Genomic DNA, 23,889 nt, shown 5'->3' with positions numbered 1-23,889 from the left:
GAAAAACAAAACACTGCGGAAACTGACGGAGGGACACAACAGATGGCGCATGTCTGGCGCATGATTGCGCAACGACTGGCCCTGGGATTTCTGACGCTTTTTGTGATTTCGCTGCTGATCTTCGGCGCGACCGAATTGCTGCCCGGCGACTTTGCCGAGGCCATCCTGGGACAATCCGCAACCGAAGAAACCGTGGCGGCCATCCGTCGGGATCTGGGGCTCGATCAACCGTTTCACACCCGCTATGTCGACTGGCTGTTTGGCGCGCTGCAGGGGGACTTTGGCAAATCGCTGTCCAATGACCGGCCGGTGCTGGATCTGATTGGCAGCCGTCTGGGCAACACGCTGTTCCTTGCGATCTATGCCGCCTGTCTTGCGGTGCCGCTGTCGCTGGCTCTTGGCATTCTGGCAGCCCTGTTCCGCAATTCGATCTTTGACCGCGTGTCCAATGCTGCGGCGCTGACCTCGATCTCCTTCCCTGAGTTTTTTGTTGCCTACATCCTGATCCTGTGGCTGGCGCAGGGCGGGCATTTCCCGTCCATCGCCCGTCTTAGCAGTTCGGCCAGTCTGGGGCAGACGCTCTATCAGACCTTCTTGCCGGCGCTGACGCTGACCCTAGTGGTCACCGCACATATGATGCGGATGACTCGGGCGGCGATCATCAACCTACTGGCCAGCCCCTATATTGAAATGGCGCGTCTGAAAGGTATGAGCCCGATGCGGGTGATCCTGAAACATGCGCTGCCGAATGCGCTGGCCCCAATCATCAACGTGGTGGCACTGAACCTGGCCTATCTGATCACCGGTGTGGTTGTGGTTGAGGTGGTCTTTGTCTACCCCGGTCTTGGCCAGTTGATGGTGGATAGCGTGACCCGCCGAGACATCCCTGTGGTGCAGGCTGTGGCGCTGATCTTTGCCTCGGCCTATGTGCTGCTCAACCTGACTGCTGACGTGTTGTCGACCCTGTCGAACCCGCGTCTGCTGCACCGTCGCTGAGGGGGAACTGGATATGTCTTTTCTGATGACCCTTCTTTGGGTGGTTTTGACCGCGCTGGCCGCTTTGGCGCTTGGCTGGCTGTTCCGCGCCGTGCTGGTGGTGGTGACACCTGCCAACATGGCGCGTGAATTGCGCAAGGCTCCGCTGACCGCCTCCTTCGGGATGCTGGTGATTTTGTTCTACATCCTTGTGGCTGTGCTGGCGCCGCTGATCGCACCTTTCGCTGAAAGCGAAGTGGTCGGTCGCCAGTACCTTCCTTGGGACGGCACCCACCTGTTGGGCACGGACAATCTGGGCCGTGATATGCTGACCCGGATGATCTACGGTGCGCGCAACACGGTGGGCATTGCTTTTGCCACCACCGCTCTGGCGTTTTTTGCGGGCTCGATCCTAGGACTGCTGGCCGCAGTGGTTGGCGGCTGGCTGGATCAGTTCCTCAGCCGTGTGGTTGATATCCTGATGGCGATTCCGTCGCTGATTTTCTCGCTTCTGCTGCTGACCATCTTTGGCACGTCGGTGGTGTCGCTGATCCTTGTGATTGCCACCATTGATGCGACCCGCGTGTTCCGTCTGGCCCGTTCTGTGGCGCAGGGGATTGTGGTGATGGATTACATCGAAGCCGCCAAGCTGCGCGGCGAAGGCCTGTGGCACCTGATCACCCGCGAAGTGCTGCCCAACGCGATGGCGCCGCTGGTGGCCGAGTTTGGCCTGCGCTTCTGCTTTGTGTTCCTGGCCATTTCGGCGCTGTCGTTCCTGGGCCTTGGCATTCAGCCACCCACGGCAGACTGGGGGTCGATGGTGCGTGAGAATGCAACGCTGATCACCTTTGGGGACATCACCCCCCTGCTGCCCGCTGGTGCAATTGCACTGTTGACGGTGGCGGTGAACTTCGTTGTGGACTGGCAGCTGCACCGTGCCAGCGGATTGAAGGAGTAAGCACATGGCGACTGACAAAAACCAAGAGCCGCTCCTGACTATTCGCGACCTGCGGATCGAAGGCCGCTCGGATGAGCAGTGGAATGAAATCGTCAAAGGCGTCGACCTGACCCTGCATCGCGGTGAGGTGCTGGGGCTGATCGGGGAATCCGGGGCGGGCAAATCCACTGTGGGTCTGGCCGCCATGGGGTTCACCCGTGATGGCTGCCGGATTTCCGGTGGGGACATCCAGTTTGACGGCATTGATCTGCGGCAGGCCTCTGCTTCGGATCGACGTGGGCTGCTGGGCAAACGCATTGCTTATGTGGCGCAGTCCGCTGCGGCCAGTTTCAACCCAGCGCACAAGCTGATCGATCAGTACAGCGAAGCGCCCGTGGTGCATTCCGTTATGGGCCGGTCCGAGGCCGAGGCGGATGCGGTTGACCTTTACCGCCGGATGCAATTGCCTGACCCTGAACAGATCGGCTTTCGTTATCCGCATCAGGTGTCCGGGGGGCAGTTGCAGCGGGCGATGACCGCAATGGCCATGTCCTGCCGGCCGGACCTCATCATCTTTGATGAGCCGACCACCGCGCTGGATGTCACCACCCAGATCGAGGTCTTGGCCGCGATCCGTGACATTGTGGAACAGTTCAACACCGCTGCGATCTATATCACGCACGATCTGGCCGTTGTGGCGCAGATGGCGGACCGGATCAAAGTGCTGCTGAGAGGCGAAGAAGTCGAAGAGGCGGACACGGCCACCATGCTGTCGACCCCGCAGGAAGACTATACCAAATCGCTCTGGGCAGTGCGCAGCCACGCTAGTCCTGAACAGCCCAAACCCGAAGGCGAGACGCCGGTTGTTTCGGTGCGCAATATCACTGCCGGCTACGGCAAGGTTGATGTGTTGCAGGACGTGAGCTTTGACATCCACAAACGCCGCACAGTGGCGGTAGTGGGTGAAAGTGGTTCGGGCAAGTCGACCACGGCGCGGGTCATCACCGGCTTGCTGCCGCAACGGCAAGGCCAGATCCTGTTTGACGGTGCCGAGCTGCCCACCAGCTACAAGGCGCGCAGCCGTGACCAGCTGCGTCAGGCGCAGATGATCTACCAGATGGCGGACACGGCGCTGAACCCCAAGCTGACCATCCGCGAGCTGATTGGCCGTCCGGCCCAGATGTATCTGGGTCTGAAAGGCAAAGCGCTGGAGGATCGGGTCAAGGATCTGCTGAACCTGATCGAGCTGGAACCGGAGAACTACATCGACCGGCTGCCCTCAGAGCTGTCCGGGGGTCAGAAACAGCGCATCGGCATTGCCCGTGCGCTGGCGGCAGAACCCAAGTTTATCATCTGCGATGAGGTTACCTCGGCGCTGGATCAGCTGGTGGCGGAGGGCATTCTGAAGCTGCTGGACCGTCTGCAGGAACAGTTTGATCTGGCCTATATGTTCATCACCCACGATCTGGCGACAGTGCGGGCGATTGCCGATGAGGTGGTGGTCATGCAGCAGGGCAAAGTGGTGGAGCAGGGGGTGAAATCCGAAATGTTCCAGCCGCCGCACCACCCCTATACCGAGCTTCTGCTGTCCTCGGTTCCGGAGATGGATCCAAACTGGCTGAGCGATCTTTTGGCCAGCCGCGCGGCGAAGTAATCAGAAGGGCGCTCCTTGGGGCGCCCTTTTCGTTAATAGGCGGTTGGGATTGCTAGGTTCATTCCGCAAAAGTCCATTGCGTGCGCGCCGCATCCGCGTCGCTACAGGTCGTCAGAACCAGATCCCGCCGGACCCAGGGGCCTGCTCGAACAGTTGTTTCAGAAACGCCGAGGCATTTTGACGGGTCTTCGACCATGCGCAGGGTTTTATCTTCTGCGGAGAGGTCAAACTTCTGCCGTGCATGGTCACTGCACTCCAGCAGGCCAAAGACCGTGATGTAGGGTGAGGTCAGCACCTGCATACAGACCCCCGGATAGGCGACGGATTCGGCCCGTTTGTTAACTGCGTCATAGGTAAACTGGGTATCGCTGGGTTGGGTGCTGTTGTTGCGAACCGGCTTGCAAGAGTGGGCGTGCAGCAGGTCGGTCAGGTTGCGCCCGGCGGTGTCCAGGCAAAACCCATAGCCATTGGGCTCATCCAAATTGTCTGCCAGCACGATGTAGGGTGTGTTTGAAGGCACCTCCGGGGCCTCCGCCCACATTGGGGTGCCGCTTGCGGCAAGGAGCCAAAAGAAAACAAAACTGCGCATTGACGGGTTCCTTTTCAGATCAAAAGCGGCATCCATTTGTCCGCCCAAGTGGTTGAACGCACCAGCATGGGGATTCCGTCGTAGATAGGGCGGCATTGCTGCGTCTCTAGTCTGAGCGCTTGGCCTCCGTCCGCAGCCAGACCAGAAACTTCTCCAGATCCGGTGAAGTTTGCCGTCCCCCAGCGCGCATCAAGTACATGCCTTGATCGCTTTGGTAGGTGGCCGGGATTGAGATGCGCAGCCGCCCCTCCGTCAGATAGCGCTGCGCGAAGGCGTCAAAGACCAGCGCGTGGCCCGCCCCCTGCGCAGCCAGTTCCAGCGCGACGCTGGATTGGTCAACCACCATCGCAGGCGGCAGCAACGGCGCGTGCCAGTCCTGCCGTTGGAAGAAGCGGGACCAGCTTTCGCTGACACCGGTGATTTCGATCAGCGGCGCTTTGGCAAGAGAGGCCAGATCACTGACTTCATTGGCCAATGCGGGGGGGGAAAGCGGCAACACTTGCCCCGGTATCAAAGGTTCCACCTCTGCGCCGCTCCAGCTGCCATCGCCATACAGGATATCAAGATCCAGCTGCTCGCTTTCCACTGTGCCCGCCCAAGAGGCGGTGTGCAGTTGCAGCCGCACCTCTGGATGGGCGGCGCGAAAACGTGGCAGGCGAGGCAGCAGCCAGCTTTGGGCAAAGGTCTGCAGGCATCGCACCCTGAGGCTGGTCTGTTGGCCACGTCCAAAGACATCCGTGGTGGCTAGCGACAGATCGGCGAAGGCGCTGCGCAGGGCGGGCAGGTAGGCCTCCCCAAGCCGAGTAAGCACCAGGGACCGATTGCGGCGCAGGAACAGGGGGTAGCCCAAACGCTCTTCCAGTGACCGGACCTGGTGGCTGATCGCGGCGGGGGTCAGCGCCAGTTCCTCAGCAGCGAGGGTGAAATTGCCCAGACGTGCCGCCGCCTCAAAGGCACGCAGCCAGGGCAAAGGGGGGAGGTTGTAGCTCATGGGTCCTTCTTCAAATTTTCTTTGGCCGAGATCAAATGATTCTTTGTTTGTCATCACGGCCCTGCCTTCGCCATCCTGCCGGTAAGCGACAGGTGAGGCGGAATGGATCAGTTTGACTATGTGATTATCGGGGCAGGCTCAGCTGGCTGTGTGTTGGCTGATCGGCTGAGTGCTGGTGGCAACGCGCGGGTTTTGCTGGTGGAACGCGGGCCGCGGGACCGGTCGCCCTGGATCCAGATGCCTGCGGGCTATGGCAAGCTCTACTACCATCCACGTCTGAACTACGGCTACCGCAGCCAAGCCGAAGAGGCCTTGAACGGACGGCAGGATTACTGGCCACGGGGACGTGTTGTAGGGGGATCGAGCTCGATCAACGCAATGGTCTACTGCCGTGGCTTGCCACAGGATTTCGACGATTGGGCACAGGCCGGCGCCACGGGATGGAACTGGGAGACAGTGCGCGAGGTCTATGAGAGGATCGAAACCCGTCACTTGGCCGATGGCACGGCAGAGGGCGACGGTCCGCTGCATATCAGCGATGTGCAGAATCAGATCCACCGAGTGAACAGGCATTACTTCGACGCGCTTGACCAGCTGCAACTGCCCCGCACTGAGGACATGAATGGCACACGACCTGAGGGGGGCGGGGTCTACCGGCTGAACACCCTCAAAGGGCGGCGCTGGTCGGCGGCGCGGGCGCACCTGCGACCGGCCTTGAGGCGGCGCAATGTTGCGTTGCGATGTGACACGCAAGTGGTGCGGATCCTGTTTGACGGGCAACGCGCCACGGGGTTGGAGTTGCGCCACAAGGGCCGTGTGTCCCGCGTCAAAGCTGGGCAGGTGATCCTGTCAGCAGGGGCGGTGCATAGCCCGCAGATCCTGCAGCTTTCCGGCATTGGACCGGCGGCACAGCTGCAAGCGCATGGTATTACGCCTTTGGTGGCCAATGACAATGTGGGCGGCAATCTGCAGGACCATCTGGGTATCAACTACTATTTCCGCGCCACCGAAAAGACGCTGAACAATGTGTTGTCACCCTGGCACGGCAAGCTGTGGGCGGGGCTGCAATATGTGCTGGCACGGCGCGGGCCGCTGGCGCTGTCGGTCAATCAATGCGGCGGCTTCTTCCGGTCGCGGCCAGAGCTTCCCAGCGCTGATCAGCAGCTCTATTTCAACCCCGTCACCTATACGACCACACAGCAGGGCACGCGCAATGTGATCCATCCTGATCCGTTCCCCGGGTTTATTCTGGGCATGCAACCCTGCCGCCCCAACAGCCTTGGGCGGATCGACCTCGCCAGTGCTGACCCCGCAGCAGCCCCTGTCATCCGGGCCAATCCACTGGCTACGGAGGATGACCAACAGGCGGTGATTGCCGGCGGTCGTCTATGTGCGCAGATTCTTGCGGCCCCTGCGCTGCAGCAGCTGATCGACGCGCCGATGTATGCCGATGTGCGGGGGATGAGCGATGCAGAGATCCTTGTCGATTTCCGTGACCGCTGCGGTACGGTGTTTCACCCCGTCGCCACCTGCCGGATGGGTCAGGCACCTGCGGAGTCCGTGGTTGATCCTAAACTGCGTGTGCATGGCGTCGATGGGCTGCGGGTCGCGGACGCCTCGGCCTTTCCCAATATCACCTCGGGCAACACCAATGCCCCTACCATGATGCTGGCCCACCGGGCCGCGGATTTGATCCTGAAGGATGCGAGATAAGTTATGAAGATCACCAAACTGGAAACCTTTGCCACAGAAAACGTCGGCTTCACGCGCCTTACGACTGAGGATGGGCAGCAGGGCTGGGGGCAGGTTTCGACCTATAATTCCGACATCACAGCGCAGGTGCTGCACCGGCAGGTTGCGCCTTGGGTGCTGGGACGCAGCACTGATGATCTTGAGGCGTTAATGTGTGAAGTGCCAGAGCGCGAGCATAAGTTTCCCGGCTCTTACCTGCGGCGGGCGATGGCTGGTGTCGATACGGCGATCTGGGATTGGCGTGGCAAACAGGCGGGCAAACCCGTGGTCGCGCTATTGGGCGGTGAGGCCGGACCGATCCGCACCTATGGGTCATCGATGACCCGCGACATCACCCCAGAGGCAGAAGCCAAGCGGTTGGCGCGGCTGCGGGAGGAGAAAGGTTTTGACGCTTTCAAGTTCCGCGTGGGGCGCGAGTGCGGTCATGATCTGGACCAATGGCCGGGCCGCACCGAAGCGATTGTTCCGGCGGTACGGCAGGCTGTGGGACAGGACGTGGCGCTCTTGGTGGATGGCAACTCTGGCTATTCGGCCGGTAAGGCGATTGAGGTCGGCAAGATGCTGGAACAGCATGGCGTGGAACATTTCGAGGAACCCTGCCCCTATTGGCTGATGGAAGAGACCAAGCAGGTAACTGACGCGCTCAGCCTTGATGTGACGGGGGGCGAACAGGATTGCGATCTGCAGCATTGGAAGCGGATGATTGCCATGCGGGCGGTGGATGTGATCCAGCCCGATATCCTCTACCTCGGGGGAATCACCCGCACGCTGTGGGTTGCGGACATGGGGGCGAAGGCGGGGCTGGCCTGCACGCCACATTGCGCCAACCTGTCGCTGGTGACCCTGTTCACGGCCCATCTGCTGAAGGCGCTGCCCAATGCGGGCAAATATCTGGAGTTCTCGATTGAGGGCGATGACATCTACCCGTGGCAACGCGACCTGTTTGTTGAAGACCCCTACAGGATCGAGGACGGGCAACTGACCCTTTCGGACGCACCCGGCTGGGGTGTCGAGGTACGGCCCGACTGGCTGGCGCGTGCGACTTACCAATCGTCCGAGTGGGAGGCTTAACGATGAAAGACAGGTTCATGGGGCATGTGCTGCCCGAGCTGCCAGAGGGGCATTTCATTGGTGGCGCTTTTGTTGAAGGTCGCTCTGCCCGCAAGATGGAGAGCTTTGATCCCGGCACGGGCGAGGCCTTTGGCTGTTTCGCGCTGGGCGGGGCTGGTGAGGTGGATCAGGCGTTGCGGGCGGCCGAGGCAGGTTTGCGCCATTGGCGACGGGTCAAACCTGCGGACCGCAGTGCTGTTTTGCACCAAGTGGCCAATGTCATCCGCGCCAATGCAGACGACCTTGCCCTGGTCGAGGTGCTGGACAGCGGTAAGACGCTGGCAGAGGCCGAGGGTGATGTCAGCGGGGCCGCGCGGATCTTTGACTACTATGCCGGTGCTGCGGACAAGCTGGACGGACGGGCGGTTGATCTGGGTCCCGCGCAGACAGGGTTCACCCGCCGCGAACCTGTGGGCGTCACCGCCCATGTAATCCCTTGGAACTACCCGACTTCAACCTTTGCGCGCGGGGTGGCGCCTGCCTTGGCTGCGGGGTGTTCGGTGGTGGCAAAACCGGCTGAGACCACACCCTTTGGCGCCTTGCTGCTGGCGCGGCTGCTGTCCGAGGCTGGGGTGCCGGACGGTGTGGTGAATGTGGTCACCGGTCTCGGCACTGAGGCGGGCGCCGCCTTGGTTGCCGATCCGCGCGTGAACCACATTACCTTCACAGGTTCAGTTGTGACGGGTGTCGCGGTCAGCCGTGCAGCGGCCCCCAATGTCACCCGCATGACCCTGGAGCTGGGCGGCAAGTCGCCATTGATTGCCTGCGCCGATGCCGATCCCGAAAAGGTGGCAGAGGCGGCGATTTGGGCGATCTTTTCCAACGCAGGCCAGATCTGTTCGGCAGGCTCGCGCCTGTTGTTGGACGGCGCAATCGAAGAGGAGATGCTGGAGCTCCTCACCGCCAAGACCCGCGCCCTCCGCTTTGGGCATGGGCTGCGCAATCCGGATATGGGCGCGGTCAATTCAGAGCTGCACCTGTCGCGGATCAATGCCCATGTGGTCGCGGCGCGCGATCGCGGTTGTCGGATCCTGACAGGTGGGCAGCGGGCGGTTGACCCTGAGACGGGCAAGGGCTGGTTCTTTGAACCCACCGTGATTGCCGATCTCCCCCCCGAGGATCCGGTGGTGCAGCACGAAATTTTTGGCCCGGTTCTGGCGGTACAGCGTTTTGAGAGCGAGGCGGAGGCGATTCATCTGGCCAATGGGACCGAGTTCGGCCTGCAGGCCAGCGTCTTCAGCCGCGACATCGGGCGCGCTATGCGGATGGTGCAAGAAATCGACGCCGGTTCCGTCACGGTAAACGACTATTGGGCCGGTGGGATTGAGCTTCCCTTTGGTGGCAATGGCAAGTCCGGCTATGGCCGCGAAAAAGGGCTGGAGGCGCTGGACGCCTATACCACTGTCAAAAGCGTCGCGATCAGCCACGCTTAACCGATTGTAGCAGGTGCTAAGGGCAGAGCGTTACAGCTCGCTCTGCCACGGCGGGTTGGCACCGGCACGTGACACCGTGACCCCCGCCACCTTGGCCGCAAAGCCAAGCACCTGCGCCAACTGCACTGCATCGGCCTGTTCCAAAGCGGCGCGGTCCAGCAGGCCAAGCGCCTGCATCTTTGCAAGGGCACCCGAATTAAACGTGTCGCCTGCACCAACGGTGTCTACCACAGTCACCTTTTCAGAGGCGGCGCTGGCATGGGTGCCGTTGCGGTGGAAGGCTTCGGCACCCTCAGCGCCTTTGGTCAGAAGGGCCAGCATCGGGCCCTTGGCCATCAGGCTCTGCATCTTTTCGGCTGGGGGCTGATCACCGGGGATCAGCCAATCCAGATCTTCGTCCGACAGTTTGATGATATCCGCTGCCGCAATGACCTGGTCCAGACGGCTGCGGTAACTGGCTTCGTCGTTGGCCAGACCGGGCCGGATGTTGGGATCCACCATAATCAGACGTTTGCCAGCTTCGGCGGTGGCAAAAGCGGCATAGGTGTCCGCAGCGGGACCGTTCACCAGGCTGATCCCCCCAAAATAAAGCGTGGAAACCTGATCGTTGAGCGCCGGCAGATCTGCGGGCCGCAACGCCTGACCGGCGGAGTTTTCGTCATAGAAGCTGTAGGTGGCATGACCATCCTTAAGCTGCACCACCGCAAGCGTGGTCAGCAGGTCAGAACGCACGAGATGGTCGGTGTTCACCTGACTGTCCTGCAGCGCCTGTTCCAGCTGTTGTCCAAACCCGTCCCGCGACACGCCGGTGAACAACGCCACGTCGGCGCCCAGCCGTCCCAGACCAATGGCGGTGTTGAACACCGCACCACCGCAATGGGGCACATAGCCGGAGCCACCTGAAACGGTTTCTTCGGGGATCATGTCAATCAGGGCTTCGCCAGAGCAGAGGATCATTGCAGCGCACCTCACAGAGAAACAGGGATTTCGCCGCATATTGCACCGTTAACGCTAACAGGCAATAGGTTTGCGTTCAGGAGGACCAATTTCATCCGGACCGAGAGACTCTGTCCGGCTACACGACCGCCTCTTCATACAATTTTAGGGAAAGATTGAGAGAATCCGAAAATAATCGCCTTAAGGATGATCCATATTTATTAGTGAATCCGTCAAATACATCCATTTGCGCAACTTTTTTCGAGGACCCCCACTAAAAAGTAGGCCACTCGCGGCGTTCTTTTGAATGAGCAGCACCGGAACAGAACCGGTAACGGAAAACAACAAAGGATAGCGCCCGTGGGATTGTTTCACGATATGACCGAGCAGACAGCCTACACTGTCGCGACACCACGTCGTCGGTCTTTTGGCCTGAAAGGTGTGTCTTCCGAAGCCCGTGCTGCAAATTCCAGTGCCCCTCTTTCCAGTGCGCCCCTGTCTATGGAGGCTCCTTTGACCCGTGACTCGCTTTCCCGTTCGGCCTACCGCCAGCGCCAGAGCATCGGCCCCGCCCCGCTGGTGGGGAAAAAGGTGCTCTGTGTTAGTGCCAAGCCGAACTGCGACGTTGAAGAAATGTCGATCGCCATGGGCGCAAATGTGATGCCTGTTTCGACCCTGGGCGAAGCGGAACGGATGCTGCGCGAAAGTCCGCGCGAGTGGGATATGATGTTCATCATGCGCGATGGGCTGATGCCGCTGGACCATCTGGTAACGGATCTGCTGACGCTGCGCTTCTCCTTCTCGGAGCTGCCGGTGATCATGTTCTCCACCGCTTTCATGGCCGATGACATGACCAAGGACCGCAGCCCAATCTCGGATGCATCCATGTGCCTGCCGATGACGCAGGGCCGTCTGAAGATGTGCGTTGAGGCCGCAGCGGAAAATGTCCGCAACAAGGAATAATCCGGTACGAAGGCTCTGCGACTTTGGTTGCGGAAGCTTCGGCTTGACTATACCCGACTCATTTACTAAGAAATAGCCAGCCAAGCAGACTGCCAGGTGATCCAAGAATTTTGGCCTCACCGCAGGAGCAGTCACATGACAAACCCGTCTCACTCTTCGCATCATTCCCATGCCGTGCCGCAGGACAAGGACAGTCTGGTCAAGGATCACGGCTTTGACGTGGTGGAGCTTCGCTTCCTGGCGCTGAGCCGTCGACTGTTTGAGGCGATGTCGATGCAAGAACAGGATATTTGGGCGACCGCCTACCGCCTGGCTGAGGTGCAGCATGGTGCCAACGGGCCAGAACGGGTTCTGTCCTACACCATCGATGTGATCGAAGCGCTGCGTGCCCTGCGCAGCTCGCCCTTCACCTACAGTCGCGACGGCTGCAAACAGTGCCGCAAGCTGTTGTCACAGGAAGAGCGTCTGATGATGGCAACGCTGCATGATCTGCGGCGCGGCAAACGATCCCGCGCCTATGGTCACGCCATGCTGCTGTGTGAGGGCCGCGATCCGGTACGTTTGCTGGTAGCGATGGAAATGCTGGATTTTGCCCTGTTTGAATCGGCTGATCACATTTGATCACCTGTCCCGTTTTAGAACGACAGATCAGCCTGCGCCCGCCCCACCGTGAGGGGGCGGGCGTCTAATTTACTTGGATCGGTTAAACCGACCAGTCCATGTTTTTGAAATCCTCACGGAAGGCAAAGCGTTCCAGATGGCTGTCGATCACCCCTTTGGCGGCCGGCAGCTTGTCTGCATCCTCTAGTTCGAATCGAATGGTCAAACCCGACTCGTCCGAGGTCAATTTTGCGGCGCCAAAGGCAAAAGTCGCTGTGCCTTCGTTTTCGGTAAACGCAACATCAATCTTGTGGCCGAAGTGTTTGCAGAGCTGTTGCAGGTATTTCGATCCGTTCGGGGTGGCAAAGTGGCCTTCAAGTTTGTGCATTTTATTTCCTGACTTTTTCTATCAACTAAACATCAAATGCGACGGGATGAGGAAAAGTTCAAGAAAAAGAACAGCAAAAATGCAAACAACCGCTGTGCGACAGGGCACAACGGGCGCAAAAAGGTCGTTAGCGAGAGGCGTGTCTGGCGATGTTTGGTAAGTATGGACATTCCTTCGTCTAGGAAAGAAATGGTGCCCAGAAGAGGACTCGAACCTCCACGTCCATACGGACACTAGCACCTGAAGCTAGCGCGTCTACCAATTCCGCCATCTGGGCACGGGTTGGTGAGGGGCGTTCTAAGGTTAGCCACGGGGGGTGTCAACGCGATAATTGAAATTTTTTCAGCACCCCCCAATCTTCTTGTGAAAAACCCTTGTAAGCGTTAGAAAACCGCAGCGAATTTTTTTAGCCGGAGGCCATCGCCATGTCGAAACTTGTGACCATTTTTGGCGGCTCGGGCTTCGTGGGGCGCTACATTGCGCGGCGTCTGGCCAAACAGGGCTGGCGTGTGCGTGTTGCGGTGCGCCGTCCAAACGAAGCAATGCATGTGAAACCCTATGGTGTCCCCGGTCAGGTTGAACCTGTGCTCTGCAACATCCGTGATGATGCCTCGGTTGCGGCGGTGATGAATGGTGCAGATGCGGTGGTCAACTGCGTCGGCATTCTGGCGGAGGCTGGCAAAAACAGCTTTGATGCGGTGCAGGCCGAAGGTGCCGGGCGCGTGGCCCGTATCGCCGCAGATCAAGGTGTGTCGCAGATGGTGCACCTGTCTGCCATTGGCGCCGACGCCGAGAGCGATAGCGACTATGCGCGCACCAAAGCAGAAGGTGAGGCCAATGTGCTGGCCACGTTCCCCGCTGCGGTGATTCTGCGCCCGTCGATCATTTTCGGGGCCGAAGACGACTTCTTTAACCGTTTTGCCGGCATGATGGGGCCTGTTCTGCCGCTGGTTGGTGGCAATACCAAATTCCAGCCAGTCTATGTGGACGATGTGGCTCAGGCCGCCGTGCAGGCTGTTGAGGGCAACGTTGCTTCTGGCATTTATGAACTGGGTGGGCCGGACGTTGACAGCATGAAAGGTCTGATGGCCACCATGTTGACCGAGATCCGCCGTCGCAAACTGGTGGTGAACCTGCCGTTCTTTGCGGGCGCGATGATGGGTTGGGGCTTTGATCTGGTGAAAGCGCTGAGCTTTGGACTGATCAAAGGGCCGATCACCAAGGATCAGGTCAAACTGCTGCGCAACGACAATGTTGTTGGCGCTGAGGCGAAGGGTTTTGCCGATCTTGGGATCACGCCTGTCGCGATGGAAGCCGTGCTGCCGGATTACCTGTGGCGCTTCCGCCCATCGGGGCAGTATCTGGCGATCAAGGAATCGGCCAAGAACCTGCGCCACGGTTAAACTGGTCTTAGTTTCAAAGATATTGAAGGGCGTGCCTCGGGCGCGCCCCTTTTTTTCTCAACGGTCTTAGCGGCTGTAGCCAATCCACAGTAGGATCAGTCCCAATATCACGCGGTAGATCACATAGGGTGTAAAGCTGACCGAGCGCAGCAGGCGCATCATCAGGGTCAGCGCCAGCAGGGCGGCCCCAAAGGACATCACCGCCACGATTGCACCATCCAGCAGGGGGGCGACGTTGCCGGATAGGATTACCTTCAGCGTCAGAAATCCGCCCGAGGCTAGGATGGTCGGGATCGACATCAGCATCGACAGTTTTGCGGCATCTTGGCGGGTGTAGCCCAGCCACCGGCCGGCGGTGATGGTGATGCCCGACCGCGACGTACCGGGAATCAAGGCCAGCATCTGTGCCAGCCCCATCCACAGCGCGTCCTTGACGGACCACTGGCCCTCGTCTTTTTGAACCGGTCCTTTTTGGTCGGCCCAGTACAGCACCAGTCCAAAGCCCAGCATGGTCCAGCCGATGACGGTGATGGACCGTATGGCCTTATCCAGACCGGTGGTGCTGAGGAACAGACCAAAGAGGATCACTGGAATGGTCGAGAGCAGCAACAGAAACGCCAGCTTGCTGCCTTCGCTGTCGATGTGGCCTTTGGCAAGTTGCGGCAGCCCCAAAGCGGCTGCGCGGACATCCGCCCAAAAATAGAGAACAACAGCCGCCAGTGTGCCCACATGGGCGGCGACATCAATAATGGGCCCTTGGTCGGCAAGACCGGCCAGATTCGGTAGAAGAATCAGGTGGCCGGAGGAGGAAATCGGCAAAAATTCGGTAACGCCCTGAATAACTGCCAAAATAAGAAGGTACAGGATCGACATGAGGCTCTTTCAAACAAATCAAACAGGTGCCTGTATAACCTATTGAGATTCCGTAAGAAGAATTATTATAGGTCCGATTCGGACGTAAAATTGGTCAATTTTTACCCGACTGCCGCAGTGCGGCGCCAAAAAACTTGTTATTAAGTCAGCACTACTGACTTTTATTTGGTTTGATGCTCCCGTAAAAGGCACATTAACTCAAGATTTGTTCAGAAAGGCAGCGCCGTGGCCAAGCAACCGATGCTGAAATTTGTGACCGTTGATCGTGACATGCCCGAAAAGCGTGACGCGGAAGAACGGAACAAAGACTTCAACGAAATCTACGCCGAATATGCAAAGGCCAAGGCCGAAGAGCAGGCCAGCCGCTGCAGCCAGTGTGGTGTGCCCTATTGTCAGTCGCACTGCCCGCTGCACAACAACATTCCCGATTGGCTGAACATGACCGCCACTGGTCGTCTGGAAGAAGCCTATCAAATCAGCCAGGCCACCAACTCTTTCCCTGAGATTTGTGGTCGGATCTGCCCGCAGGACCGTCTGTGTGAAGGCAACTGTGTGATTGAACAGTCGGGCCACGGCACTGTGACCATCGGCTCGGTAGAAAAATACATCACCGACACGGCATGGGAAAACGGCTGGGTGAAACCCATCGTGCCCACCGCCGAGCGGGATCAGTCCGTTGGCATCATCGGTGCCGGTCCGGGCGGCATGGCCGCCGCCGACATCCTGCGGCGTCAGGGTGTGCAGGTCACCATCTATGACCGCTACGACCGTGCCGGCGGTCTGCTGACCTACGGTATTCCGGGCTTCAAACTGGAAAAAGACGTTGTGATGCGCCGCGTGGAACAGCTGGAGAAATCCGGCGTTGAGTTCGTGCTGAACTGCAACGTGGGTGAAGACATCAGCTTTGACGCCATTCGCGGCAAACATGATGCGGTGATGATTGCAACGGGTGTTTACAAAACCCGCGATCTGTCCGGCCCCGGTTCGACCGCAATCGGCATTGAACGCGCGATTGATTACCTGACCGTTTCGAACAAGCTGAGCTTTGGCGATGACGTGGCCGAACATACCGACGGCACCATGAACGCGGCTGGCAAGAAGGTTGTGGTTATCGGCGGCGGCGACACCGCGATGGACTGTGTGCGCACCGCAATCCGTCAGGGCGCCACCTCGGTCAAATGTCTCTACCGTCGTGACCGTGCAAACATGCCCGGTTCGCAGCGTGAGGTGCAGAACGCCGAAGAAGAAGGTGTTGAATTTGTCTGGCTCGCCGCGCCGAAGGGCTTCACCGAGGATGGTGGCAAGGTTAACGGCGTGATGGTGCAGAAAATGCGTCTGGGTGCGCCCGATGCTTCGGGCCGTCAGGCCCCAGAGGTGATCGAAGGTGCGGACTACGTTGAAGAGGCTGATCTGGTCATCAAGGCGCTGGGCTTTGAACCGGAGGATCTGCCGAAACTCTGGAACACCGATGGTCTGGAAGTGACCCGCTGGGGCACCATCAAGGCCGAGTTCACCACCGGTAAGACCGCACTGGACGGCGTGTACGCCGTGGGCGACATCGTTCGCGGTGCTTCGCTGGTGGTCTGGGCGATCAAAGACGGTCGCGACAGCGCCGAAGCGATTCTTGAGTATCTGAACGACTCTCAAAACATCGCTGCCGAGTAAGCCAACAGGTGGTTCCTGATCGGGACTACCCCTGCCAAACCTCAGGGTTCATTCGCACGTGACCACCCGTCTCGACATAAATCTGGTTCAGGATGGCGACAGCCTCCGCGTCTGGTTCTACAAGGGCCAGAGCGAACGGCTGACGTTGTCGTTCACCGGTATTGGTGAGCGCAGCGGCGAACCGCAGGGTTATGAGTTTGCCAAGGCGGCCACTGCAGGCGGGCGCGACTCGGCGCTGTTTTTTGCGGACACCAAGCGCAGCTGGCTGAACCACCCCGGACAGATCGAGGAAATCGTCGACTGGACCGAAGCGATGAAACGGGAAACCGGCGCCACCAATGTGGTCAGCCTGGGCCATTCCATGGGGGGATTCACCGCCCTTGCGATCCCGCATTTCACCAAGGTGGACGTTGCGGTGGGCATGTCGCCGCAATACTCCATGCACCCCGATGTGGTGCCGGATGAAACCCGCTGGAAAGGCTATCGCCGCCAGCTCAAGGATTTTCGCATCCGTCATCTGGGTGAAGTGATTGGCGATCAATCGACTTACTATGTGTTTCACGGTGTTGGACCGGCAGAACGGCCACAGCGCAATCGCTTCCCGCGACAGCAGAACCTGAAACACTTTGTTGTAGAGGGCGGCGGCCATCAGGTGCCCCGCTTTCTGCGCAAGAGACAGATCATGGGTGAGGTGATCGAACATGCCTTCGACAATCGCCCGCGGATGGTCCGGATGGCCCTGAGGCCGGTGGGCGGCAAACGTCGCCCAGAGGGCCGGCCCAAACCACAACGCACATCAGGGGAGGCGGCCAAATGACCCTAGACCGACCAACCCATCCGACCCAAAACAACACGAACAGCAGGATCCGGAACCGCAGGGCAGACCCCCAACGCCAGATCCTTCACCCCGAACGCACCGCCGCAGCAAAGGAGAGCTGACATGACCAAATACGACGCAAACTGGGCGGCAGCCGAAGAAGCGAAACGCAAGTGGCTGGCCGAAAACGGCATGTACTCGCACGAGGAAGAGCATTCTTCCTGTGGTGTAGGCCTGGTGGTTTCGCTGGACGGCAAACCCAGCCGGAAGGTTGTTGAATCCGGTATCACCGCGCTGAAGGCCATCTGGCACCGCGGCGCGGTTGACGCCGACGGCAAAACCGGCGACGGCGCGGGTATTCACGTGCAGATTCCGGTGCCGTTTTTCTACGACCAGATTCAGCGCACCGGTCATGAGCCGGATGAAAGCAAGCTGATCGCCGTTGGTCAGGTCTTCCTGCCGCGCACCGATTTCGGCGCACAGGAAAAATGCCGGACCATCGTCGAGAGCGAAGTGCTGCGCATGGGCCATTACATCTACGGCTGGCGCCACGTGCCGGTGGATGTCTCCTGTCTGGGCGACAAAGCCAACGCCACCCGCCCTGAGATTGAACAGATCTTGATCTCGAACGCGAAAAACATCAGCGAAGAAGAGTTCGAGCGCGAGCTCTATGTGATCCGTCGCCGGATCGAGAAGGCCGCCGCGGCGGCCGGCATCAACGGCATGTACCTGTGTTCGCTGTCCTGCCGTTCGATCATCTACAAAGGCATGATGCTGGCGGAACAAGTGGCGGATTTCTATCCCGACCTGCAGGACGAACGGTTCGAAAGCGCCTTTGCGATCTATCACCAGCGTTACTCCACCAACACCTTCCCGGAATGGTGGCTGGCCCAGCCGTTCCGCATGTTGGCCCACAATGGTGAGATCAACACGCTGAAAGGCAACGTCAACTGGATGAAGAGCCACGAGATTCGCATGGCCTCGGGCGCCTTTGGCGATTTGGCAGAAGACATCAAGCCGATCATCCCGGCGGGGTCTTCGGACTCGGCGGCGCTGGATTCGGTGTTTGAGGTTCTGGTCCGCGCCGGCCGCAACGCACCGATGGCGAAAACCATGCTGGTGCCGGAATCCTGGTCCAAACAGGCTCAGGAACTGCCGCAGGCCTGGCGCGATATGTATTCCTATTGCAACTCCGTGATGGAGCCCTGGGACGGTCCCGCCGCGCTGGCGATGACCGATGGCCGCTGGGTTTGCGCCGGTCTGGACCGGAACGGCCTGCGTCCGATGCGCTATGTTGTGACCGGCGACGACCTGCTGATCGCAGGCTCTGAGGCAGGTATGGTCCCGACCGATGAATCCAGCGTGAAAGAAAAAGGCGCGCTGGGTCCGGGCCAGCTGCTGGCGGTGGATATGGAAGAGGGCAAGCTCTACCACGACACCAAAATCAAGAACAAACTGGCTGCCGCCCAGCCGTTTGGCGATTGGGTTGGCAAGATCACCGATCTGGAACAGGCGCTGTCTGGCCTGACCGAAAAGCCGATGTTCGCCGGGGCCGAGCTGCGCAAACGCCAGATTGCGGCGGGCTATTCGATTGAAGAACTGGAGCAGATCCTGGCCCCGATGGCCGAAGATGGCAAAGAAGCTATTGCCTCGATGGGGGATGACACCCCGTCGGCCGTTCTGTCGAACAAATACCGCCCGCTGAGCCACTTCTTCCGTCAGAACTTCAGCCAGGTGACCAACCCGCCGATCGACAGCTTGCGGGAATACCGTGTGATGTCGCTGAAGACCCGTTTCGGCAACCTAAAGAACGTGCTGGACGAAAGCTCGGCGCAGACCGAAATCCTTGTGCTGGAAAGCCCCTTTGTGGGCAACGCCCAGTGGGAAGAACTGGTGCGTCAGTTCAACGCCGAACTGGTTGAGATCGATTGTACCTTTGCTGCGGGTGCTGACGAAAACGCGTTGCACGCCGCGTTGGAGCGCATCCGCGCCGAGGCCGAAGACGCCGTACGTTCAGGCGCCGGTCACATTGTGCTGACAGACCAGCATCAGGGCGCAGGCAAGGTTGCCATGCCGATGATCCTTGCGACCTCGGCCGTGCACAGCCACCTGACCCGCAAAGGTCTGCGGACCTTCTGCTCGCTGAACGTGCGGTCGGCTGAATGTGTGGATCCGCATTACTTCGCCGTGCTGATCGGTTGTGGTGCCACTGTTGTGAACGCCTATCTGGCCGAAGATTCGCTGGCGGATCGCATCGAACGCGACCTGCTGGACTGCACCCTGACCGAAGCGGTGAAACGCTACCGTGATGCCATCGATCAGGGCCTGCTGAAGATCATGGCCAAGATGGGCATCTCGGTCATTTCCTCTTACCGTGGTGGTCTGAATTTTGAGGCGGTGGGCCTGTCCCGCGCCATGTGTGCTGAATTCTTCCCCGGCATGACCAGCCGTATTTCCGGGATCGGTGTTTCCGGTATCCAGAAAAAAGTCGAAGAGGTGCACGCCCAGGGTTGGGGCGGTGGCCGTGATGTTCTGCCAATCGGTGGTTTCTACAAGTCGCGTAAATCCGGCGAAACCCACGCCTGGGAAGCGCAGTCGATGCATGTGTTGCAGCAGGCCTGTAACCGCGCCTCGTTTGAGCTGTGGAAACAGTATTCGGCCAAGATGCAGTCGATGCCGCCGATTCATCTGCGTGACCTCTTGGCGTTCAAACCGCTGGGCAAGGCGATCCCGATTGAAGAAGTGGAAAGCATCACCGCGATCCGCAAACGCTTTGTCACCCCGGGCATGTCCCTGGGCGCGCTGAGCCCTGAGGCGCATAAGACGCTGAACGTTGCAATGAACCGCATCGGCGCCAAGTCGGATTCGGGTGAAGGTGGGGAAGACCCCGCACACTTTGTGCCAGAACCAAACGGCGACAACCCGTCGGCCAAGATCAAACAGGTGGCCTCGGGCCGTTTCGGCGTGACCGCCGAATACCTGAACCAGTGCGAAGAGCTGGAGATCAAGGTGGCCCAGGGTGCGAAACCGGGTGAGGGCGGTCAGCTGCCGGGTATGAAGGTCACTGACCTGATTGCCCGCCTGCGTCACTCCACCAAGGGTGTGACCCTGATTTCGCCGCCGCCGCACCACGACATCTACTCGATCGAGGATCTGGCGCAGCTGATCTACGACCTGAAGCAGATCAACCCGCGCTGTAAAGTGACCGTGAAACTGGTTGCCGCCTCTGGTGTTGGCACTATCGCGGCCGGTGTGGCCAAGGCCGAAGCCGACGTGATCCTGATCTCGGGCCACAACGGTGGCACCGGGGCGTCTCCCGCTACTTCGATCAAATACGCCGGTCTGCCATGGGAAATGGGTCTGACCGAGGCGCATCAGGTTCTGGCGATGAACAACCTGCGGGATCGTGTGACCCTGCGGACCGACGGTGGCCTGCGCACCGGTCGTGACATCGTGATTGCGGCCATGATGGGCGCCGAGGAATACGGCATCGGCACCGCCGCGCTGATCGCAATGGGCTGTATCATGGTGCGTCAGTGTCAGTCGAACACCTGCCCCGTGGGCGTCTGTACGCAGGACGAAGCCCTGCGTGGCAAGTTCACTGGCAACGCTGACAAGGTGGTGAACCTGATCACCTTCTATGCGCAAGAGGTGCGCGAGATTCTGGCCTCCATCGGGGCGCGCAGCATTGAAGAGGTGATCGGCCGCGCCGACCTGCTGAGCCAGGTGAGCCGGGGTTCCGCCCATCTGGACGATCTGGACCTCAACCCGCTGCTGCTGACCGTCGATGGGTCTGCGGACATCACCTATGACCGCAGCAAGCCGCGAAACGAGGTGCCAGACACGCTGGACGCTGAAATTGTGCGGGATGCACATCGCTTCCTTGAGGATGGCGAAAAGATGCAGTTGAGCTATGCGGTGCAGAACACCCACCGGACCGTGGGCACCCGCACCTCCAGCCACATTGTCAAAAACTTCGGCATGCGCAACGCGCTGCAGGCCGATCACCTGACGGTGAAACTGACCGGTTCCGCCGGTCAGGCACTGGGCGCCTTTGCAGCGCCGGGCCTGAAGCTGGAAGTGTCCGGGGATGCCAACGACTATGTCGGCAAAGGTCTGTCGGGCGGCACCGTTGTGGTGCGGCCTCCGATGGCCAGCCCGCTGGTGGCTGAGGATAACACGATCATCGGCAACACCGTGCTTTATGGGGCAACTGACGGCTACCTCTTTGCCGCGGGCCGTGCTGGCGAACGTTTCGCCGTGCGGAACTCTGGCGCCAAAGTGGTGATCGAAGGCTGTGGCAGCAACGGTTGTGAATACATGACCGGCGGTGTGGCCGTTATCCTTGGGTCCATCGGTGCCAACTTCGGCGCAGGTATGACCGGTGGTATGGCCTACCTCTATGATCCCGAAGGTCAAGCGGATGAGCTGATGAACCCCGAAACCCTGGTGACCTGCCCGGTCACTGTGGCCCATTGGGAAGAGCAGCTGAAAGGCCTGATCGAGCGTCATCTGGCAGAGACCGGCAGTCAGAAAGCGGCCCGTATCCTGCAGCACTGGGAGGCCGAGGTGAAAAACTTCGTTCAGGTCTGCCCGAAAGAGATGCTGATCCACATCCCGCATCCGCTGAGCGTGGAAGAGGCGGCGATGCCGGCAGAGTGAGCCGATTACAGAACAAACGAAACGGCGGCCCACGGGTCGCCGTTTTGCATTTGATACGGGCCAAATTGCCGCAAAAGTTCACGATTTCTTGGGAATCGGCTATTCTCTTGCAAAATATTGCGCCGATGCGCCGTATACCCTGATAGAGCGAAAGGGAGCGCGACATGTCTATTTTCAAGAAGATTGCGACTGCAGGCCTATTTGGCCTCATCACCTCCAGCACGGCGGTGGCTGGATCTTGTGGCTATGAATACTGCTGGGGCGCTGTGGGGTCGGCAGCGAACGGGGCCTATGGCTGGGCCCATAGCTATTTCAGCGAACAAGAGGCCATCAACGCCGTACAGCAAAGCTGCAAAGGCCAATGCACCGAGATCAAATCCTTCTACAACACCTGTGGTGCCATGGCGCGGTCGCCTTCGGGCGCCTGGGGGTGGGCCTGGAACAGTTCGCGCGAAGTTGCCGAAAATCAGGCGGTTGGCTATTGCCTGCAACATGGCAACGATTGCCGGGTGGTGGTCTGGTCCTGTTCCAAGTAATCTTTGCCACAAGGCCCGACCGGCGTTGCTGAGATCGGGCCATGAGGTGTTGAGGGCAGACAGGCATGGCGAAAGCCACGAAAAAGCGGAAAACCAAAGGCAAACGGAAATCCGGTCTGCGGGCCTGGATCGGCGCGGAGCTGCGTCAGGTGTTGCGCTGGGCCTGGCGCGGGGTCTTGTTGGCTGGCTGTCTGGTGCTGCTCTGGGTGCTGTCCTACAGCCTGATCAATCCGCCCACGACCATCTACATGTCGCAGGAACAACGCCGGCTTGGCGCCATCAAACAGGACTGGGTGCCACGCGATCAGATCGCGCCGGTGATGTTCCGGTCTGTTGTGGCGGCAGAGGATGCCAATTACTGCAACCACTGGGGCTTTGACATGGCGGCGATCCGGGCCGCGATTGCGGCGGGCGGGGCGCGTGGCGGCTCCACCATTTCGCAGCAGGTGGTGAAAAATGCCTTCCTCTGGCACGGTCGGACCTGGACCCGCAAAGCGCTGGAGGCGGCACTGACCCCGGCGGTGGAGCTGTTCTGGAGCAAGGAGCGCATCCTTGAGGTCTATCTGAACGTGGCCGAGTTTGACGAAGGTGTCTTTGGCGTCGGAGCCGCGGCGCAGCATTACTTCGGTGTCGGTGCGGCGGAGTTGAGCAAGGTGCAGGCGGCCCGTCTGGCCGCCATTCTGCCGTCGCCTAAATCCCGCTCTGCCTCCAAACCGGCGGAGTTTGTCAGGCGCCGCGCGGCGCAGATCCTTGACGGGGCGGAGACAATCCGCCGTGATGGCCGCGCCGCCTGTTTCGAGGATTGAAAACCGCCCCGCAAACAGGCATTGAGAAAGACGTTCCCAAACCGTCCTGAGACCCGTTTCTGTAACCGTTCTGTTCTGTCAAAGGTGCCCCGCAATGGCCAAGCTCTATCATTTCCCGCTGTCCCCCTTTTGCCGCAAGCTGCGCCTTGTTCTGGCGGAGAAGCGGATCGAGGTGGAACTGGCCGAGGAGCGCTATTGGGAACAGGATCCCGATTTCCTGCGCCGCAACCCGGCCGGCAAGGTGCCGGTGCTGAAGCTGGACGGCATGACCATGTCGGAAAGCACCGCGATCTGCGAATATCTGGAAGAGGCCTACCCGGAGCCAGCCCTGATGCCCCGCAACGCCGCCGCGCGTTTCGAAGTGCGCCGGATTGTGTCGTGGTTTGATGACAAGTTTCACCAAGAGGTGACCTCGAAGCTGCTATATGAGCGGGTCCACAAGAAAGTCATGGCGCAGGGCTATCCCGACAGCAAAAATGTCAAGGCGGGTGCGCAGCGCATCAAGTATCATCTGGATTATATGGCCTGGCTGCTGGATCAGCGTCGTTGGCTGGCGGGTGATCAGATGACGATGGCGGATTTTGCTGCTGCAGCGCATCTGTCGGCACTGGACTATATCTCGGATGTGGATTGGAACCGGCATGAGGTGGTGAAGGATTGGTATGCGAAAATCAAATCGCGCCCGGCCTTCCGTTCCATCCTGGCAGATCAGGTGCCAGGCTTCCCGCCGCCGCCACATTACGCAGACCTGGATTTCTGATCCTCAAGTGGGGAGGGGGCGCTGCCCCCTTGGCCTGCT

Annotated in this window: 20 protein-coding genes and 1 tRNA gene; 15 read left to right on the top strand and 6 right to left on the bottom strand. The window is 59.8% G+C overall.

The window, feature by feature from the left end:
* Nucleotides 1-42: 42 nt before the first annotated feature.
* The 3 genes from SIC14_RS05185 to SIC14_RS05175 are packed head-to-tail and all read left to right on the top strand — an operon-like array spanning nucleotide 43 to nucleotide 3,566.
* Nucleotides 43-996 (top strand): ABC transporter permease, encoded by a 954-nt coding sequence (locus tag SIC14_RS05185; protein WP_412564768.1) that lies wholly within the window; start codon nucleotides 43-45, stop codon nucleotides 994-996.
* 13 nt (nucleotides 997-1,009) lie between these two features.
* Nucleotides 1,010-1,933 (top strand): ABC transporter permease, encoded by a 924-nt coding sequence (locus SIC14_RS05180; RefSeq protein WP_412564767.1) that lies wholly within the window; start codon nucleotides 1,010-1,012, stop codon nucleotides 1,931-1,933.
* 4 nt (nucleotides 1,934-1,937) lie between these two features.
* Entirely contained in the window at nucleotides 1,938-3,566 is a 1,629-nt protein-coding gene (locus SIC14_RS05175; RefSeq protein WP_412564766.1) for an ABC transporter ATP-binding protein, read from the top strand.
* 58 nt (nucleotides 3,567-3,624) lie between these two features.
* On the opposite strand, the gene SIC14_RS05170 is transcribed toward SIC14_RS05175, so the two are convergent.
* Nucleotides 3,625-4,155 (bottom strand): hypothetical protein, encoded by a 531-nt coding sequence (locus SIC14_RS05170; protein ID WP_412564765.1) that lies wholly within the window; start codon nucleotides 4,153-4,155, stop codon nucleotides 3,625-3,627.
* Between the two features lie 106 nt (nucleotides 4,156-4,261).
* Complete coding sequence (locus SIC14_RS05165) at nucleotides 4,262-5,146, bottom strand: LysR substrate-binding domain-containing protein (protein WP_412564764.1); 885 nt, start codon at nucleotides 5,144-5,146, stop codon at nucleotides 4,262-4,264.
* A 102-nt stretch (nucleotides 5,147-5,248) separates the two neighbouring features.
* Between SIC14_RS05165 and SIC14_RS05160 the strand changes: the two genes are divergently transcribed.
* From SIC14_RS05160 to SIC14_RS05150, 3 genes are read left to right on the top strand one after another with little or no spacing between them, the layout of a single operon-like run.
* Nucleotides 5,249-6,859: a GMC family oxidoreductase gene (locus SIC14_RS05160; protein ID WP_412564763.1), complete on the top strand. Its 1,611-nt coding sequence runs from the start codon at nucleotides 5,249-5,251 to the stop codon at nucleotides 6,857-6,859.
* A 3-nt stretch (nucleotides 6,860-6,862) separates the two neighbouring features.
* A complete protein-coding gene (locus tag SIC14_RS05155) occupies nucleotides 6,863-7,969 on the top strand; it encodes a mandelate racemase/muconate lactonizing enzyme family protein (protein WP_412564762.1) in 1,107 nt (368 codons plus the stop codon).
* 2 nt (nucleotides 7,970-7,971) lie between these two features.
* Nucleotides 7,972-9,441: an aldehyde dehydrogenase family protein gene (locus tag SIC14_RS05150; protein ID WP_412564761.1), complete on the top strand. Its 1,470-nt coding sequence runs from the start codon at nucleotides 7,972-7,974 to the stop codon at nucleotides 9,439-9,441.
* A gap of 30 nt (nucleotides 9,442-9,471) precedes the next feature.
* Here the strand turns inward: SIC14_RS05150 and SIC14_RS05145 are convergent, their stop codons facing one another.
* A complete protein-coding gene (locus SIC14_RS05145) occupies nucleotides 9,472-10,398 on the bottom strand; it encodes a carbohydrate kinase family protein (RefSeq protein ID WP_412564760.1) in 927 nt (308 codons plus the stop codon).
* A 357-nt stretch (nucleotides 10,399-10,755) separates the two neighbouring features.
* On the opposite strand from SIC14_RS05145, the gene SIC14_RS05140 reads away from it, so the two are divergent.
* Nucleotides 10,756-11,340, top strand: a complete 585-nt coding sequence (locus SIC14_RS05140) for a hypothetical protein (RefSeq protein WP_412564759.1) — start codon at nucleotides 10,756-10,758, stop codon at nucleotides 11,338-11,340.
* Nucleotides 11,341-11,475: 135 nt separating this feature from the next.
* Nucleotides 11,476-11,961: a hypothetical protein gene (locus SIC14_RS05135; RefSeq protein ID WP_412564758.1), complete on the top strand. Its 486-nt coding sequence runs from the start codon at nucleotides 11,476-11,478 to the stop codon at nucleotides 11,959-11,961.
* Between the two features lie 82 nt (nucleotides 11,962-12,043).
* On the opposite strand, the gene SIC14_RS05130 is transcribed toward SIC14_RS05135, so the two are convergent.
* The gene (locus tag SIC14_RS05130; RefSeq protein WP_412564757.1) at nucleotides 12,044-12,328 is read right to left on the bottom strand and encodes a DUF2218 domain-containing protein; all 285 of its coding nucleotides are present in this window, start codon (nucleotides 12,326-12,328) and stop codon (nucleotides 12,044-12,046) included.
* A 190-nt stretch (nucleotides 12,329-12,518) separates the two neighbouring features.
* A tRNA-Leu gene (locus tag SIC14_RS05125) sits at nucleotides 12,519-12,605 on the bottom strand.
* A 148-nt stretch (nucleotides 12,606-12,753) separates the two neighbouring features.
* Here SIC14_RS05125 and SIC14_RS05120 point away from each other — a divergent pair.
* Nucleotides 12,754-13,731 carry a complex I NDUFA9 subunit family protein gene (locus SIC14_RS05120; protein ID WP_412564756.1) on the top strand — a complete coding sequence of 326 codons (978 nt, stop codon included), beginning with the start codon at nucleotides 12,754-12,756 and terminating at the stop codon, nucleotides 13,729-13,731.
* 66 nt (nucleotides 13,732-13,797) lie between these two features.
* On the opposite strand, the gene SIC14_RS05115 is transcribed toward SIC14_RS05120, so the two are convergent.
* Nucleotides 13,798-14,604 carry an undecaprenyl-diphosphate phosphatase gene (locus SIC14_RS05115; RefSeq protein WP_412564755.1) on the bottom strand — a complete coding sequence of 269 codons (807 nt, stop codon included), beginning with the start codon at nucleotides 14,602-14,604 and terminating at the stop codon, nucleotides 13,798-13,800.
* Nucleotides 14,605-14,829: 225 nt separating this feature from the next.
* Here SIC14_RS05115 and SIC14_RS05110 point away from each other — a divergent pair, with 225 nt between their 5' ends.
* From SIC14_RS05110 to SIC14_RS05085, 6 genes are all read left to right on the top strand, one after another.
* Nucleotides 14,830-16,269, top strand: coding sequence for an NAD(P)-dependent oxidoreductase (locus tag SIC14_RS05110; RefSeq protein WP_412564754.1), 1,440 nt, complete (start codon nucleotides 14,830-14,832; stop codon nucleotides 16,267-16,269).
* Between the two features lie 58 nt (nucleotides 16,270-16,327).
* The gene (locus SIC14_RS05105; protein WP_412564753.1) at nucleotides 16,328-17,086 is read left to right on the top strand and encodes a hypothetical protein; all 759 of its coding nucleotides are present in this window, start codon (nucleotides 16,328-16,330) and stop codon (nucleotides 17,084-17,086) included.
* A 123-nt stretch (nucleotides 17,087-17,209) separates the two neighbouring features.
* The gene (gene gltB / locus SIC14_RS05100) at nucleotides 17,210-21,748 is read left to right on the top strand and encodes a glutamate synthase large subunit (protein WP_412564752.1); all 4,539 of its coding nucleotides are present in this window, start codon (nucleotides 17,210-17,212) and stop codon (nucleotides 21,746-21,748) included.
* A 164-nt stretch (nucleotides 21,749-21,912) separates the two neighbouring features.
* The gene (locus SIC14_RS05095) at nucleotides 21,913-22,284 is read left to right on the top strand and encodes a DUF4189 domain-containing protein (RefSeq protein ID WP_412564751.1); all 372 of its coding nucleotides are present in this window, start codon (nucleotides 21,913-21,915) and stop codon (nucleotides 22,282-22,284) included.
* Between the two features lie 65 nt (nucleotides 22,285-22,349).
* Complete coding sequence (gene mtgA / locus SIC14_RS05090; RefSeq protein ID WP_412564750.1) at nucleotides 22,350-23,090, top strand: monofunctional biosynthetic peptidoglycan transglycosylase; 741 nt, start codon at nucleotides 22,350-22,352, stop codon at nucleotides 23,088-23,090.
* Between the two features lie 94 nt (nucleotides 23,091-23,184).
* Nucleotides 23,185-23,850 carry a glutathione S-transferase family protein gene (locus SIC14_RS05085; protein ID WP_412564749.1) on the top strand — a complete coding sequence of 222 codons (666 nt, stop codon included), beginning with the start codon at nucleotides 23,185-23,187 and terminating at the stop codon, nucleotides 23,848-23,850.
* The last annotated feature ends 39 nt before the right edge of the window (nucleotides 23,851-23,889 follow it).

The sequence above is a fragment of the Thalassobius sp. MITS945101 genome (assembly GCF_047123305.1).
GTDB lineage: Bacteria > Pseudomonadota > Alphaproteobacteria > Rhodobacterales > Rhodobacteraceae > Thalassobius.
Note: the sequence above shows the minus strand (reverse complement) of the source record. Positions and strands in the feature narration are given on the sequence as shown.